This window comes from Flavobacterium sufflavum, from assembly GCF_004016525.1.
GTDB classification, from domain to species: Bacteria; Bacteroidota; Bacteroidia; order Flavobacteriales; family Flavobacteriaceae; genus Flavobacterium; species Flavobacterium sufflavum.
Map to the genome: position 1 here is coordinate 466,003 of NZ_SACJ01000001.1, position 18,256 is coordinate 484,258.

The following is an 18,256-nucleotide window of genomic DNA, read 5'->3' on the forward strand; positions in this document are numbered from 1 at the left end:
CAAAGCATTCTTAACTAAACTTAATGGTTTCTAAAAATTTTCTTAGAGACCTTTGTGTATTCTTTGTGACCTTTGTGGTTAAGCAATAAAAAAAGCCACAACATCTGTTGCAGCTTTCTCTATTTATTCAATCAAAACTTATCTTCTTTTCACATAATCCAATTGCTCATCCTGGTCGATGATTTCAAATTCGGCATCTTTTTCCCAAATTTCCATCTCGCAAGGCTTACAGTTGAATTTCAATTTGTATTCCGTTTCATCGTGTTTTAAGGTTAGCGGTTCTTTCACTTTTTCTCCCATAGTTTCACGCTGGAAACGGGCACATTTACCCAACTCATATTTCACGCAATATTTGGTTGTCATCACACGGGCTTTTCCGGGATCCCATTGCAATTCGAATGCTTTTTCAATCTCGGTTACACCGTGTCTTTTGTAAAAAGCTCTCGCTAATTTATTCGAAACATTAAAAGTAAAATCTAATTTTTCGGTTGGATAAGGAATATCCGATTTGGTGATTTGGAATTCTTCCCTGTGGTATTCGTTAATTCGAATATCAATCAATTGTTCCAAAGCAATTCTTCTTACTTCATTCACTTTCGAAATCGGCAAAAACCAATTCTTAGTAAATTCTACTTCAATATCGTCAACTATAAAAGGCGTATTTCCTGTTTTAACTAAGTTCTTTTTGATATTCGAGATTACTGATTCTTCGCTTTTTGCCAGTTCTTTTTCAGTAACCAAATTCGATACACTTCGGTGTCCGTCTTCATCGGTAACAGTCAATTGGAAACCTTCTTCCGTTTCAGAAAAACGCAGACTTACTCCAATTTTTCTAACTGCAGCGTTTTCTTTTTCTACAATTCGATTAAATTCTGCATCCGAATTTCGATAAATAACTGTTCCTACAGCAATATTTTTAAAGGTATTAGGCACCACAATATCATTCACGATAATGTTGATTTGGACTCCATCGGCAATTCCTTCTTCATTGATAAAAAACAAACCATCACCATTATTTAGCTTATCATGATTTTCAATCACATAACCATTGGCTTTGATTTCAGTTACTTTACCAATGTACTGCCCTTGTGATTTTGGACTTTCCCAGTTTCCAATTTTTTCCTTACGTTGGTTTACAAAATAATCGGTGTAACCTCTATTAAAACTTCTGTCCATTTCCGGTTCGAAATTATAGAAAGTTCTTCCCGATGATGCTTTTTGAAAACTATCATTATTTTCTAAAAAAGCATCTAGTTTCTTTCTTAAAAACGAAGTATTATTTTTTACGTAAACAATGTCTTTTAAACGACCTTCTATTTTAAACGAAGTAATTCCTGCCTCAATCAAATTGGGCAATTGGTCACTTAAATCCAAATCTTTTATCGAAAGCAAATGACTTTCGGTCAATAAAGTCGTTCCGTTTCCATCAATTAAATTGTACGGCAAGCGGCAGTTTTGCGCACAAGAACCACGATTTGCGCTACGTTCTCCACCAGCAATACTCATGTAACAATTCCCGCTAAAAGACACGCAAAGCGCACCGGAAACGAAGAATTCTAATTCTACATCAGTTGCTGCGGCAATGTCTCTCACCTGGTCTAAATTCAACTCTCTGGCTAGAACCACGCGTTGCATCCCTACATCTTTCAGGAATTTTACGTGTTTTGGTTCACGATTATTCGCTTGCGTACTCGCGTGAATAACGATTGGCGGCAAATCCATTTCCATAATCGCCATATCCTGCACAATAAGCGCATCGACACCAATATCGTATAATTGATAGATTAATTTTTTACAAGCATCTAATTCGTTGTCGTACAAAATGGTATTGATCACCACAAAAACCTGCGCCTTAAAGAGATGAGCATACTTGACCATTTCGGCAATATCCTCAACTGAATTAGTTGCATTCGTACGCGCTCCAAAAAGCGGTGCTCCAATATATACAGCATCTGCACCCGCATTGATAGCCGCAATTCCCTGAACCAAATTTTTAGCCGGAGCAAGAATTTCTACTTTCTTTTTCATATTATCATTGCTATAATTCCAAATTTTCTGGAATCAGAGTGCAAAAGTATAAAATACTTCTCAAAAAAGCAGGGTTTTAACGGAATTAAGATTTAAATTAACTGAAATAGAGACGCTTATAAAATTTTAAAAAGCTTATTCTTATTCTATTTTATAAAATATCATTTTCTACTGATTTAACTATATTTGTTTAAATCTAAACCGAAAACAAAATAAAATGCTTTATTTTAATATTATATTTTTTTCAATCTTCAACTTTATAATTTTCAAATTATTACAAAGTGATCGTTTTAGTTTTTTAAAATTAAAGAACATAGTGTTATTTATAATTTCAATTATTTTAATATCAAAAATTTATAAATATTTCTTTATTTCAACACATTTAACTTCTAAAGACACTTACATAATGCTTTTATCTCTAAGCTTAAGTGTATTTATTAATTACTTTTTATTAAATGTCATTCTAACTTTCTTTCATTTCATGATTGAAGAATTAAATCTAAAGTTTAATTTTAATCAAAAGGCTATTAAAAAAAGCGTACCATTAATTTTGTTTATAATGATTTCAATAGCCCAAATAACAATATTACTTTTTAAAAAATAGAAACAAAAAAGCACGAATAAAATCCGTGCTTTTAAAAACTAAATATCTCTAAAAAATTATTCTACTTTAATACTCACAGTACCTAAGCTAATATTCCCTGCTGTAGTCGCTTCAAGAGTTATATTTTCTGCTTTTTTATTTGATTGCAAAATCACCAAGCATTTTCCGTTGTACAATTTGCGATAATTGGCTTTAAAAGGTTCTAAACTGGCTTGGTAACCATTGTCTACCCCAACAATTTTAGCACCACCTGTAACTTTAAAATTAATTAGATTATCGGCTGTAGGAAGTGGATTTCCGTCTTTGTCCTGCAAAGAAACTGTTACGTAAGCCAAATCGTAACCATCATTTTTAATGCTCTTTTTATCCGACTTCAAATCAATTTTAGCTGCTTCGCCGGCAGTATGAATTTCAGTTTCCTTCACTATTTTTCCATCTTTTCTGGAAACTGCTTTCAGCGTTCCTGCTTCAAAAGGCACTTTCCAGGCAACATGCAATTCGTCTCCTTTTTTGACTTTCGAACCTAAAGATTTTCCGTTGAGAAACAATTCCACTTCATCGGCATTGTTGTAATACGCCCAAACATCAATTAACTGTCCCGCTTTCCAGTTCCAATGTGGCAACAAATGCAAGACCGTTTTATCGCTCCATTCGCTTTGGTACATATAATACACATCTTTAGGAAAACCTGCCAAATCTACAATCCCAAAATACGAACTACGGGCAGGATACGGATACGGATCAGGTTCTCCAATGTAATCAAAACCGGTCCAAACAAAGGTTCCTGCTATAAAATCATATTTTTTTGCCGCTTTCCAGTTTTCCTCATGCGTAGTTCCCCAATAAGAAGCGATATTATCAAAAGCAGTTACCGTCAGATCAGGATTGCCATCAAAAGTTTCACCATATTTTTTAGGCCAGAATCGAATACTATCCGTTGGCATATCATAGCGTCCACGGGTTTCATAAGCTGAAACACTCTCAGAAGCGATGATTTTTTGTCCTTTAAAACGCGTTGGGAAAGTTGGATAATCGGCATGTTTGTAATTAAATCCTAAAAGGTCTAAAGCACCCGACTGATAGATAAAATTCTTCTCCGGTACATTCTCAGTCAAAGCCGAAGTTACCGGTCTGGTTTTGTCTAAAGATTTTACAATTTGTGCCAATTCCCTGGTAATACGAACACCGGTGCTGTCAAATTGCTCACGGATTTCGTTTCCAATACTCCACATCATTACCGATGGATGATTGCGGTCGCGTTTAATAAAATCTTCCAAATCGCGTTTGTGCCATTCGTCCCAATATTTATGATAATCGTTAGTTACTTTTTTCTTTTTCCAAACATCAAAAACCTCATCCTGCACAATAAGCCCCATTTCGTCACACAGTTGCAACAACTCTAAAGAAGGGGGATTATGTGAAGTTCGAATCGCATTCACACCCATTTCTTTCATGATGGTTAATTTTCTTTTAATCGCATGAAAATTAGCCACAGCTCCTAAAGCGCCATTATCATGATGTAGGCAAACACCATAAATTTTCGTTAGAACACCATTTAAAGAAAAACCTTTTTCGGCATCAAAAGCAAAATAGCGGAATCCAAGTGGGGTTTCATATTCATCTACCAAAGTCGATTTTTCATAGATTTTTGTCACCACCTTGTACATATTTGGATTCTTAGTATCCCATAATTTTGGATTATTAACTATAAAATGCTGCCCTTTTTCCAAATTACTATTCGCTCCAATTTTTTCAGTAGATTCCAACTGCGCCACCGAACGATTATTAGCATCCAAAATATTCGTTACCACTTTAAATTCCTTTGGCAAATCGGCATCATTTTGAATGCTAACTTTAAAATCTACTGTAGCTTTTTCCTTTGAAACTTCCGGTGTAGTTACATAAGTTCCCCATTGTGCCACATGCAGTTTTTCGGCAGCCACCAAGCGTACATTTCTATAAATTCCGGAACCGGTGTACCATCTGGAATTAGGCTGTGCATCATTATCTACTTTTACGGCAATGATATTTTTTTGTTTTCCAAAATGCAAATAAGGCGACAAATCATAAGCAAAAGAAATATAACCATTCGGACGCATTCCTAACGAATGTCCGTTAATAAACACTTCACTATTCTTGAAAACTCCGTCAAATTCTATTGAAACGACTTTGTTTTTCCATTTTGAAGAAACCGTAAAAACTTTACGATACCATCCTTTTCCCGCCGGCAAAAATCCTTGAGCCTGTTTGGTTTTGCTGTCTTTATCAAAAGTCCCTTCGATACTCCAATCGTGTGGCAATTGCAAAGTTCTCCAATCGGATGCATTGAAATCAGACTGAATAGCAGTTGGGTAATCTCCCAATTTAAAATTCCAGTTTCTATTGAAATCTTCAACGATTCTGGATTTTTTTTGCGCTGATATAGAAGCGACCGAAAGCAACATTACGATTGCTATCCTGAATTTTTGTAAAATGTTTTTATTCATAAACTTATTTTTTTATGTTGTATGTCATTGCGAGGAACGAAGCAATCACAGTAGTTGCTCACGTTATGAGATTGCTTCGTTCCTCGCAATGACTTTATTGAAACTCAAAAGATTCCAAACGCAATCCTTTCATATTATCCGATTCGATTCGGATTTTATATTTTCCAGCATTGATATAACCTCCCGAAGTGGTATTTAAAAGCTTCCATTTTTCGGTTGGAGCAGGAAATTCGATGTTGTCATTTCGCAATAAAATGCCGTAAGCATCCTCGATAACCAACTTTACTTTTATCGGTTCGGCGTTCATATTCATGTATCTGAAACGCATCAAATAGACATTGGCAACACCCGGATTCACTTCAAATTCGATACTGTTTGGGGTGCTTTTGGTAAATTCGACATAATCACTGCTCTTGAAATTGCCTTTTACAATTCCGTCGCCGGTAATTTTAGCAACTTCGGCTTCCAGTTTCAACGAAGGTCTGTCGTCCTTATTTTTCCCCATATCCGAAGTGGGAACAACAACAATAGTAAACTTTGAAGTAGCATCTCCTTTATTACCAAAGAATATTTTTTCGCCTTTTTTCAATTCTTTTTCGAAAACAGCAAAAGTAACCCCTATGCTATTTTTAGCCGTTGCTTCCGATTTTTTGTAATCAGCAAGCCAAGGCAAGGTTGTTTTGCTATTCGAATCTACCAATACCGAAACCGTAGCATCTTCTTTCGAAACAAAAGACCCCGTAAGATTATTTTCATTCGAAAATTGAATATAATCGGCGGCGTACAAATTAGCAGGTAATTGCGTAAACGACACATCCGAATTTAAATATTGTTTCGAATTGAGGTTCAACCAGGAACCTACTTCAAATGATACATTGGCCTTAACATCCACAATATTCTTTGGCGAAGACGCAGCCGCTTTCACCGATTTGTCTTTGGTAGCAATTGCAATCGCCGAAATAATTCCTTCTCCCGAAGTCACTTTTGGAAAAGAAATCACTAACTGACCGTTTTTGCTTTTCACCGTGAATGTTTTTTTCACCGCTTTAGAAAAACCAACTTCATTCCAAATATCAAAGTCTTTCAGCACTACATTACCATTAATCGCCACATCAAAAACGCGCCAATCTTTGCAATTCAGTCCGCCACCGGTACCATACCAAGGTTCTGAAAAATACAATTCGACCAAATATTCGCCATCAGGAACAGGAAATTCATATTTTAATTTATCCATTCCGTAACGGAAATTCTGGAATAAGGCATCATTTTGAGTTCCGTCAACAAGGTCAAAAGTAGCGCGCTGACTCGCAAAATAAGCAGGTACATTTTTAAATTCATCCGCCCAGGACAAAGAACCCCATGTATTAGCCTGAGTTTTATGCACATCGGCTAACCATTGATTTCCTGCATTATCTTTGAAATCAGGCCCACCACAATTTACACGATAGATGTAATTGTAATTGGCTTTTAACGAAATGACTTCTTCTTTTGAATTTAATGATTTCAAATGAGGCGCTTCAGGCAAATTATTCAAAACAATATAGTCCTGAGCCACTTTTTTACCATTCACATAGCCCACAGCGTACAACACATTGTAAGCAATATTGACATTATTCCATTGAAAATGCTGTCCTCTTCCCGGGTTTTTTAATTTCCCCAAAGATTGATTGTTGACATCATTGAACAATTCCACTTCATCACAATTAGAATACACATCGATTCCGTTTTTGATTCCGGTAGATTCCCAACGATTCGGCCAGGTGTGCGAAACAATATAAACCATCGGATTCGTTTTGTTCAACGCATAATTGGCTCGGTACATATAATACGCATCCAGAGGCTCGCCCCAAATGCTAAAAAGTCCTTTGTAATTAACTGGTCCAACCTGATCAATGGCTCTAAACCCTTCGCCATTTTGTTCTCGTCCCGGATTTTCATGCGAACTGAACAACCAGTTGAATTGTCCCGCCACCTTATCCTTCACCGATTCGGCTTCGCGAACTTTAATTTCCATTAACTGTGAAAAACGGTTTTCACTCAAAATCCCTTTTTGGTCAAATTCGCCTTCGGTATGCAAATCCTGCGAACGCCAGGCACCATATTCCCCATTCAGCAATTGTTCTGAAAGTTCCACATGATAATTAAACGGATTTCCACCGTAAGTTCCTGACCAGTTTTGCACCACATTCCAGTCGGTTCCTTCACCGCCGTTACAAGTAGTAACTTTACGCTGCGATGAAGCGGTTGGATCCATTTCGCGGATAATTTGGGTACATTCTTCGGCAAATTCCTTTGGAATGGTACTTTCATTTTGCAATCCCCACAACACTACCGATGGATTGTTGCGACGTTCTTTAATCCATTCGCGTAATAAAGTTTTAAAATTAGCTTTAAACTCAGGCGTATCATACCAAACGTGAGCCGAAAACTGACTCCAAAACAAAATCCCACTTTCATCTAAAAGTTTCTGGTATTTTAGATTGTGCGGTTGGTGCGCTTCTCTGAAAGAGTTGAATCCGGCTGCTTTTATTTGTTCGATTCTGGCTTTTATTTGGGTATCCGAAAAAGCGTGACTTTGCCCTAATTGGTGTTCATATTCGCAAGTTCCATTGATAAATACCGGCTTATCATTGATAAAAAATCGTTTATCATCACCCGCTCTATCAACAGGCCAGGAAACCCAACGAATTCCGTAAGGAGTTGTAATTTTATCGAGAACTTTATTTTTTTCTAAAATAGTTGTCGAAAGGCTGTACAAATACGGACTTTCCGGTGACCATAAATTTGGATTTTTGATTTCAGGCAAGGTTTGCTGAATCTCCTTGGTTTCTTTCGAAAGCAAAACAGTATTCTTAGCCGAACCTACTTCCTTTCCATTTTTATCCAAAAGAGAACTAATCACCGTAATATTTCTATCGAATTGACTGTAATTCTGAATTTCAGTTGTGGTATGCAAAACAGCCTTTTCTTTGGAAGTCGATTTGTCATTCCAGATATGAACTCCAAAAGGAGTTACCCGAACCTCATTTGTAATGACTAAAGTCACAGGTCTGAAAATCCCCATCGGTTGTGAACCTTCTGAAAATCCCCATTCGCCGGAACAACCGCCACAAACCCAAGGCAAATCGGCAATAAAAGCAGGATGAGCCGCTTTGACCACGATTTTATTATTGGAATCATATTTTACAGCATCGCTAATGTCCAAAGTAAAAGTCGTTCGGCCGCCTTTGTGCTGTCCTACTTCCTTTCCATTTACCCAAACCGTGGCATAACTGTTCACTCCTTCAAAAAACAGAAAGAGTTTTTTTCCTTTTTGTTGTTTACCTATTTTCAGATTTTTCGAATACCAAGCCGTTCCGTGCAAATTTCCATGTTTCATTTGGCGAAAGCCCTCATATTGATCCCAATTATGAGGAACATTTACCGTTTTCCAATTGGCATCAGCATTTAAATCTTTCGCAAAATCCTGTTCCGATTTAGGATTTGAATCCACCATAGTGGTTCTCCAATCGGCATTCAACGAAATTTCTTCACGCGTTTGTGCCCACGAAAAAGTAGTTATAAAAAATAGTATGTATAGTATTTTCTTCATTTTTATATATTTAGCCCAAACCCCTTCAGGATTTTAAATCCTGAAGGGGTTGAGAAAAACTATTCTATTCTTAGTAAAACAACCAGTCTACCGCAGCTTTTTCACCTGCATCGATATAACCCACATCGCGGGTTTCTATTTTCTGATTAGCATCGATAAAGCCTAAAATCAAGACTCTTCCTTTTCCTAAATCCAGTTTATTTTCTCCCGGTTGAAAGGTATAAGTATGAATATTGATTCTTGGTAATTCTTTCAAATTCATCGCACTTGCCAAAATTACTTCGGCCTGACCGTAAGCATTTCCGGCTGCATCAGTTTCTAAACTTGGCGGGAATAAAAATCTTTTTTGGTCAGAATTGAAATAACCCACAACCAGTTTTACCGCTTTGTTGTTTTTGAATTTCAAATGCGTTCCGTTCTCATTTTGAGAAGTTTCATCAAATGCAATCCCTTTTAGATTTTGTAATTCCGGAGCTACTTTTATCAGTTCTGAAATTGGAGTTCCGTACACTTTTGTTCCATTTTTTACTGCATAACTACCCTTACTTTCACTTAACAAAGTTACCTCGGCAGTTTGCCATGGCTTGCCTTGCTTTGTTGCAACTTTACCATCTTTTGATGTTTTTAATAGTTCCAAATTTCGTTTGAAATTAGCCAACTCTCTTTCGTAATGTGGCAATAATTCTGCCCAGGTTTTGTTGTTTCCGTCGTCTCCTCCAATTGGAATTCGACGTTGCGCAGTTTGCATACTATTGGCATACCAATAATGGTCTTTCGTCAAATTAACTAAAGTTTCGTAATATTCGATGCTTTTTTCCAAATGCGGCAAAGCCTTATCTAAATCGGCGATGTCATTAGAATAACCGTATCTTAAAACTGATAAGGCGGCTTTTACCTTTTCTGAAAAGAAATCGGCGAAAGCTTTGTAAGCGTGCATATCGTTTTTCAAACGCAAGAATTCTTCCTTATCTTTAGTTACTTTAGCTTCTGCTTTATCGATAGCTTCAACAGCTAATCTTCCGTGCTCTGTGATTTCCGAGATGATTTGTGTTGGCAATTCACCTGAATGTACTTCATGATTCCACTCTTTTTTAGCATATTCTAAAAGTAATTCTCCGGCAGGGCCACAAGATTCGTGGAATCCAGGATAAACTCTCCATTTAGCCGGATTGACCAACTGGCTTTCGAACATTCCTAACAATAAAGTTTGACGGTTCCCCTCAGTGATTCCAAAACGTCTTAAGGTTTTTGGCGCGATTTCTCCTGTTTCTTCGTATGCTTTTAAAATATTGTTGGCTGCTTCGGTATCTGTTCCGTATTTAGCTGCTAAATCTTTATCCCAAAATTTAACCTCTTCATTTCGGTCTCTTTTGCTGTCCCAAGCATATCTTGCCCAGGCTTTGTACCAAATCCAGTCGCGATCCATTTCGAGTAAACGTTCACCCGTTTTGGTTTTATCAGCTGAATAAGGCCAGTCCCAATACGATGCCTGCGGATATAAATGAAGCGCGTTGGCTCCATGAATACTATGCATTGCTTTAACTGTTTTTTGGATAAAATCAGGTGAACCATAACGGAAAGGTTCCAAATTTGCCAAAATATGAACGTTTTCAATATGAATGGACTTTAAAGCACTTAACTGTTTATGAGTCTCTCCCCAAGGCCCGCCTGGTGTATAGGTTGTCAACGATTCACCCGTATATTTACTTTCCGTATATAAGTTTTTATACAGCGGCAATGATTTTTCCATTACCAAAGGTCCATCGGTATCATGAGAACGCAAAATAATTGGTGGTTCATCTGTTCTTCCCAATGCTTTTAATCCGTCCTGAACTCCCGGAATAATAGTTTTGGTAAACCATTCTACGTCATCATCGATTGTATTGATGGCTTCACCAAGGCAAACCAGTAATCCAACATTTGGATATTTTTCGATAAAAGCTGCGATTGATTTTCGGGTATAATCGGAAAGCAAAGGCGTAATTGGTCTTGAACGATCCTGTGTTTTCATATTATAATGCTCCGCAAATGGTTTGGAAACAATGATATTATAGAACATCTGAATGACCCAGATCCCTCTTTTGTTGGCTTCTACGGTAAGATATTTATAAATTTCCTCGTTCCTTTTGAAATCTTCGTCGCTTACTTCAACGGCAAACGGATAATCTTTCAGTTTTACCAAAGAAGCAAAAGGATGTCCGTTCCACAAATACAATGAATTCATTCTGTTTTCGACCATCATATCCAAATACTTCGTCCAAAGTTTTTTATCATAAAACCAAGGAAAAGTCTCAGGAGTATAAGGATATTCATAAACGTCTCTGCCCGGAAGATAAACCGGTTTTTGCATTCCGATACAGGCACCTCTCAAAACCATTTCGGGACTTTCCTGAATATTTATTTCTGACGGAATTTTACCTTCTTCTTTGATTCGGTCTGCCAATTCCAAAGTGCCATACAAAGCACCTGAAGCATCGGTTCCTTCAATGAAAATGATATTGTTTTGAGTACTGATTTGAAAACCTTCTTTCTTCGTTAATTTGCTATCATCGATTGTAGCATTTTTTGCATTTTGCTTCCAAAAATCGGTTCCTTTTTCGCCAATGACAATAACCTTGTCTTTAGATTTTTTAGGCGTTTTATCAGCAAAAACTACTTTAAACCCTTTAGCTATTACCGTTTCTGATAGTTTTTCGGCACCAAATTGCGCTCGGGCTGCATTGGCATCACGAACAATAGTGATGTTTTGCGCCGATAAATAAGACGCAAAAAAACATAAAAAAAGTAAACTTAAATATCTCATTTGTATTGTATTTTTTTTGTTTTGCCACAAAGACTCAAAGTTTTTAGAAGTTAATAAAACCGTTGAACTTAAATTTTCTTTGTGACTTTGTGCCTTCGTGGCATTTAATTTTTAATTCTGGAAAATGCGTTTTAAATACGCCACGTTAGCACCATAATTTGCTTTCACATTATGTACATCTGTGGTATCACGGGAACGCTCAACAATAAGCCAGCCTTTCCAATTCATCTTATCTAAAGTCGCTTTGATTTTAGGCATATTAATGGACTTGTCATTTTGCAACCAAAAACCATCGGTGTTTGAAGCATGAATTTGAGCCAGATTCTTTTTACCTAAAATTGCAAGTTCTTCCGAAATGTCTTTTTTATTTTCGATAGCATTCGAAAAATTGAACGAACTCTTGATTTGTTTACACCCAATGTCTTTCAATAATTTTTTCTCAGCCGCAGCATCCAATGTAGTTTCAATAGCGATAACACCGCCTATTTTAGCCACCTGTTTTGCTGCCCATTGCAAACGTTCAATTATTACCGGACGCAATTCTGGATTTTTTCTCAAATCACATTGATTTCCCAATGGCAAATAAGCCACTTTTACATTCATAGTTTTCATCGCATCAATACAATCCTGAACCATTCTTTTCACCGTTTCACGCTTAGCAAATGATTGTCCGTAAAAACCGGACATCGCAATCGAAGAAATCCCAACATTAAACTCTTTGGACTTATCCTTAAATTTTTTCACCTCAACAGGATCGGCTAATTTACTGTCAAAAGTTTCACGGTTTCCTAAACCGCCCATGTCTAATTCTATTCCGTCTGCTTTGAGTTGGCTCGCTAATTCAAACGAACCCAGCTTTTGTCTTTTTAGAATCATCCAATCACAAACTGCTACTTTATATTGCTGTTTCTTATTGGAAGTCTGCGCAGTCAAACAACTATCGAACATTCCTGCTAAAAAGATTGCCAAAACGATAGCGGTATTTTTGATAAAGCTTCTATTAAAATTACCTGATTCCATATTATTTTTTTATAACTATTAAAAATCTGCTGAATCTGCATGCTAATTTTTTTCACGCAGATTTTGCAGATTTACGCAGATAAGAAAATTAAACTATTTAAAAATCCTTTTAATTTTTTTAATCTGTGGCAAACATTTTTTCAAATTATTCTTCTTCCGCTTTAACCGCTTTCACTTCATTACCTTCTTGTCCAGGCCAGATTCCGTTTTTGATTGGTAGAGCTACCAATTTACTAGGGTCAATTTTTACATACTTAAGTCTTTCTCTTCTCCAAGTGTAAACGATATGCACCATTCCGTCTTTACTTTGAATCATAGAGGGATAAGAATACTGGCTGATTTTTGAGTCTTCCAATACCAAGGCAGCATTCCAATGAATTCCGTCTTTAGAAATAGAGACATTCAATGGCGTTCTTGGTCCTTTAGCTTCAGTTCCCGGAGGCAAAACGTGATTGTAAACTAACAGGTGTTTCCCGTTTTTCAAAGTAACCGCATCAGTTCCTGAATTGTTATTTGGCAAACCGATTAATTCTAAATCTGACCAGGTTTTTCCGTTATCTTTAGAAAATGTACTGTAGATAGCTCTGTTTCGAGTTCTACCAATTGCCTGAATGCTTCCGTCTTTATGGAAAAGAATACTTGGCTGAATAGCATTGATTTGTTTTTTCCCTCTTGCTAAAGTATCTCCCATAACCCAGGTTTTACCAAAATCAGGAGTTGATTCCATACGCAATCTCCAACCATCACCTTCGATACTTGATGGCAACAATAAAGTCCCATTGCTTAACAATACCGGTTTATTTTTGATAGGCCCTAAGAATCCGTTAGGCATTTTTTCAGCTTCCGACCAGGTTTTTCCACCATCAGAAGATCTTCTTAGCATTCCCCACCATTCTGATGGTTTTGGCCCGATTTTGTAAAACAACATCAAATCACCTCCCGGTATTTGGTACAAAACAGGATTCCAGGTTGGCAATCTTGGTCCTTCTTTCATTACACCGTCGGCCACTTTTATTCCTTCGGTCCATTTGTCGCTGCCTTTAGGTTTTCTGCTTACATAAATACAAACATCAGGGTTTCTTTCGGCAGTTCCTCCAAACCAAGATGTTACTAAATCTCCGTTGGTTGCTTCCACAATGGTTACAGCATGACAAGAAGGATAAGGTGCTTTTTCATAAATAAATTCATCTACTAAAATTCCTTCTTTCCAGGTTTTTTTCTCTAAAGCCGATTTACAGCTTGCTAAAAGTAGTACGGTTAAAACGAGAAGGCTTGTCTTTAAGGTTTTCATTATTATTGTTTTATATTATTTACATTTATTTGATAAGTCCCTGAAGATAATTCAAGAACCAATTTATTATTTTCTATTTTATAATTTTTCGATACTTTACCTTTATTCACTTTTACATCCGAAGCATTCACCGTTGGTAAATAAACCAAAGCCGAAGTATTAGCCGGAATGCTAATTTTCCATTCTAAAGTGTTTTTATTTTTCTTCCAGTCGCTTTTGATTGTTCCGTAGATCGATTCGTAAGAAGCGTTTACAAAAGTCAATCCGGCGTTAAAATCAGGTTTCATAATAATTTGTTTGAAACCCGGAGTTTCAGGATTGCTCTTGATTCCGGCCATATTTTCGTAGTACCAAATCAATAAATCACCCAAAAGCATCACGTGGTTTTGTGAATTCATTGATGGATCTGCGGTATTTCCGTTCCATAATTCCCAAATAGTTGTGGCACCGTTTTCGACCATAAAGCCCCAACTTGGATAAGTTTTGTTCGAAGCCAGTTTATAAGCCAAATCACCTCTTCCGAAGTTAGTCAATGTTCGCATCAAAAATTGCGTCCCGATTACTCCCGTGCTGATGTGTCCTTGTTTGGTCTCCTCAACTTCATGAGCCATATTCTGGAATACTTTGTCTTTTAAGTTTTCAGGAACCAAACCAAAAGCCAAAGGCAATACATTTGCCGTCACCGTATTATTAGCGTAGTAGTTTTTTCCAGTATTTAAAAATTTAGCATTGAAAGCTTTTTTGATTCTCACGGCCAAATCATCATAATGTGCAATATCAGCATCGGCATTTGCGATTACAGCAAACTTTTTCATAATTATTAAAAGCTCATAATAAAACGCACTCGATAACAATTGTCCATCGGTTAGACGGGCAGGATCTTTAGAACGAATCAATTCCAGTGATTCAGGTGGAACGCACCAATCACCATATTTATCCTTATCCATTAAATCATTTTGCAGATAATTTTCTTCCATGTAAACCATCCATTTTTTCATATATGGATATTGTTTTTTAACCACTGCCGCATCGCCAAATTGTTGGTACAACATATCGGCAACCGTAATGTAGGTTCCCGGCCAAGTCACATTATCACCATAATAACGCCAGAAAGCCGGCGCCACATCCGGTAATCCTCCATCCTGTGTTTGGGAATATTTAATATCATCCAGCCATTTAGCATATAATGTTTGATTATCGAACAGAAAACTTTCGCCATAAGCTCCCGTTGTTCTGTCACCTAACCAAGGCTGGCGCTCATTTCGCTGTGGGCAGTCAATAGGCATTCCTTTGTAATTCCCTCTGATTCCCCACCAGGCATTTTTGAAAATCTGGTTCATTATTGCATCCGAAGATTCGAAAGTTCCGGTTGTTTTGATATCGTCATACACCACTTTCCCAACGAAATTATCCACTGTTGGTTTACCTGGAAAACCTGAAATTTCTACAAATCGGAATCCGTGAAATATAAAACGTGGTTCCCAGATTTCTTCGCCTTCACCTTTCAAAGTATACACATCAGTGGTTTTGGCATCACGTAAATTAGCGATGTACAGCGAACCATCTTTCTGCAATGACTCGGCAAATTTCATCGTGATTTGGTCACCGCTTTTTCCTTTTACTTTCAGTTGCAGCCAGCCCACCATGTTCTGACCAATATCTAGAATATAAGTTCCTCTTGGAGTCGCTTTAATCGAGATTGGTTTTACCTCGTCTTTAATTTTCATATTCGGCGTCATCTGCGCTTCATAAAAACCACCCGGTTCCTGCACATATCTGGCATTTACCCAGTTTTTATCGTCAAAATTAATAGTGTTCCAACCTTTCATTTCCTTGCGGGCATCGTATTCTTCACCATCATATTCGTTGTTAGATAAAATCGGTCCGTCAGTAGTTAGTTTCCAGGTATCGTCTGTTCGGATAACTTCACTGCTCCCATCGGTATATTCCACAAACAATTGCAAAGCCATTTTCGGCAAACCAAAAGATTTGATTTTATAAGGTTTGTAATCCTGACGCATCGCGAAGAAACGACCATTTCCTAAAATCGTTCCCAACATGTTTTTACCTTCTTTCAATTGCGAAGTCACATCAAAAACATTGTATTTTACATTTTTGGTATAATCCGTTGGAACGGGAGCTAAGACTTGGTTGCCAATTTTATTTCCGTTGATGTACAACTCGTACAAGCCCATTCCCATGATATACACCTTGGCGTTTTTGACTTGTTTTTTCAAATCAATTTCTTTTCGAAAATAACGGGCTGACAATTTAGAATACTGAGAAATGCTATCGTCTTTCGACAATTTTTCATAACCAATCCAACGTGTCGATTTCCAGTCGGCATAGGTTAAAATCCCGATGCTGAAATGAGCGTTTTCGGCCGATTTGGCTTCTCCTTTATCAGTAAAAACAGTTACTTTCCAGAATGCATTTTGACGGTCTTTTAACTTTTTCCCGTTATAAACAACATTAACCGAAGCATCACTTGTTACTTTTCCACTATCCCATAAATCGGCTTTATTCGCATTCAGGTTTTCTAAAGTGGAAGCGACGATAATTTGATAGGCCGTTTGTTTTACATCGTTAGCATCCGACTTTATCTGCCAGCTCAATCGCGGCTGAAGCACATCGATCCCTTCCGGATTGTTCAGCATTTCGCATTGCAGGTTTGTAACACTGATTTTGTTTTGGGCTTTCGCCAAAGAAAAACAGAACGATACTATGAGGATGAAGGTATGTAGAACTATTTTTTTCATAAATTTTATTTGCAATTAAGACCCGACAGGTTTTTGAAATCTGTCGGGTCTGTTTACCATTCTTTTTATTCCGATACTAATTTTTCCAATTTTTCAGAAGCAGCGATCTCTTTTCCGTTTTTGAAAATCCTGAAACCTTTCCCTTTATGGTATTTCTCTCCTGTTTTATCCCAAAGAATTGTGATAATATTACCGTGATACAACACATTATCCAAACAAAACCAATCCCATTTTTCCTGTGGAATCAACGGATTTACTTCTATCTTTTCATCTGCTCTAGGTCGTAAACCTATCAATCCTGTAATCATCAAATCATTAAAAGTCGAGTGATTGTAATAACGACTTCTTTCTCTTTCACCCATTAACCAATAACCAGTAGTTTCATCCAGATATTCCCCTAAATACGGTCTTCCGTGAAAATATTGCGATTCCACATACAAATTCATTTGTTTGAAATAATCGGTTTTGCCAACGAAATTCTGACTGTAATTATTCAAAACATTCGCCATGGCCGTTAAAGTTTGTGAAGTGGCAAATGGCCAAATCGCTCCATCCCATTCGCAGGTTCCTGTTCCGTGCGTTCTAAAACGCGGACTTCTTCGTTCAGCAGTTGTCAATCCAAAAGGAGCCGAAAATCCTTTTTCATCCTTAATTTGCTCCCAGGCTTTTTCGAAACCTTTGTCTTTTTGTGGCAAATTAAAATACCAGGGAATAAATCCAATAGCTTCACGAACTTGCGCCAAAGTATCTTTCTCTGTAAAGGTTTCAAAAAATTCCGATTTTGAATTCCACAGTTTCGTTTCCACTAATTTTTGTAGCGTATCCGCTTTTGCAATAAAATAACTTTCATTTTTGCCATCACCTTTCATTTTTGCCATTTTAGCCAAAGCCGTTGCGTTTCCAAACATATAACTGTTAATTGTAGGACGGGCATTTCTAAATTTTCTGGCTCCGCTCAGGGATTCTTCCATTCCGTCTTTTACATCAAATTGCCAGAACAAGCCATCTTTACGTTTTCTGTCTCCTTCCCAAGCCGCATATTCAGCAACTAAATCCGGATACATATCCAACAAAAACTTATCATCTTTATTGACCAAATAACGGTTATATAAAGCACTGGCAGTCCAGCTACTGAAGGTTCTTAACTTCTTCATCATTTTCCCTTCGTTACCTCTGAACCAAATATGGATATCCTGTTCCAAGTATTTTGGATCATGAACCCATCTGAATTCTTGGATGTGATGCCCTAAAGCAGAACTAATCATATTGTATTTATCGGCATACGAACGATCCACCAAAAACTCCGTAATGGCAAAACCTTGTGGTGTTTTGATAATGTGCTTACGAGCTGACCACCAACGGAAATAATAGATTTCTTCAAAATTTTGTTGCGGACATTCAAACAAAGGAATATTTGATTTCATCCAAACCCAGGCACTGTCATTCGGAACTGCAAATTTCAGATTTTCATCTTCCATGGTGTTGAAATAATCAACATAATGCTTAAAATCAGCCGCTTTCAAAACAGCTGCTTTATTTTTTTGAGAATAGCCAGCACCCGATTTACAACTGCTGAAAGCTGCAATCAAAACTGCGAAAGCGATTATTTTGTATTTAAATTGGTGTAACATTGTTCTATTCTTTTAATTTAGTTTTCCGTTTGTCATTCCCCT

The 18,256-nt window shown here is 37.1% G+C and carries 8 protein-coding genes; all 8 read right to left on the reverse strand.

Features of this window, described 5'->3' with window-relative positions; all coding sequences use genetic code 11:
- Positions 1-138: 138 nt before the first annotated feature.
- Positions 139-2,028 carry a peptidase U32 family protein gene (locus EOD40_RS01635; RefSeq protein WP_128193155.1) on the reverse strand — a complete coding sequence of 630 codons (1,890 nt, stop codon included), beginning with the start codon at positions 2,026-2,028 and terminating at the stop codon, positions 139-141.
- 660 nt (positions 2,029-2,688) lie between these two features.
- Complete coding sequence (locus EOD40_RS01640; protein WP_128193156.1) at positions 2,689-5,118, reverse strand: sugar-binding domain-containing protein; 2,430 nt, start codon at positions 5,116-5,118, stop codon at positions 2,689-2,691.
- A 94-nt stretch (positions 5,119-5,212) separates the two neighbouring features.
- Entirely contained in the window at positions 5,213-8,710 is a 3,498-nt protein-coding gene (locus EOD40_RS01645; protein ID WP_128193157.1) for a malectin domain-containing carbohydrate-binding protein, read from the reverse strand.
- Positions 8,711-8,780: 70 nt separating this feature from the next.
- Positions 8,781-11,513 carry an alpha-d-galacturonidase gene (locus tag EOD40_RS01650; protein ID WP_128193158.1) on the reverse strand — a complete coding sequence of 911 codons (2,733 nt, stop codon included), beginning with the start codon at positions 11,511-11,513 and terminating at the stop codon, positions 8,781-8,783.
- Positions 11,514-11,624: 111 nt separating this feature from the next.
- A complete protein-coding gene (locus EOD40_RS01655) occupies positions 11,625-12,533 on the reverse strand; it encodes a sugar phosphate isomerase/epimerase family protein (protein WP_128193159.1) in 909 nt (302 codons plus the stop codon).
- A 145-nt stretch (positions 12,534-12,678) separates the two neighbouring features.
- The gene (locus EOD40_RS01660; protein WP_128193160.1) at positions 12,679-13,824 is read right to left on the reverse strand and encodes a sialidase family protein; all 1,146 of its coding nucleotides are present in this window, start codon (positions 13,822-13,824) and stop codon (positions 12,679-12,681) included.
- Positions 13,825-13,826: 2 nt separating this feature from the next.
- The gene (locus EOD40_RS01665; RefSeq protein ID WP_128193161.1) at positions 13,827-16,583 is read right to left on the reverse strand and encodes a glycoside hydrolase family 78 protein; all 2,757 of its coding nucleotides are present in this window, start codon (positions 16,581-16,583) and stop codon (positions 13,827-13,829) included.
- A 65-nt stretch (positions 16,584-16,648) separates the two neighbouring features.
- The gene (locus EOD40_RS01670; RefSeq protein ID WP_128193162.1) at positions 16,649-18,214 is read right to left on the reverse strand and encodes an MGH1-like glycoside hydrolase domain-containing protein; all 1,566 of its coding nucleotides are present in this window, start codon (positions 18,212-18,214) and stop codon (positions 16,649-16,651) included.
- Positions 18,215-18,256 lie beyond the last annotated feature (42 nt).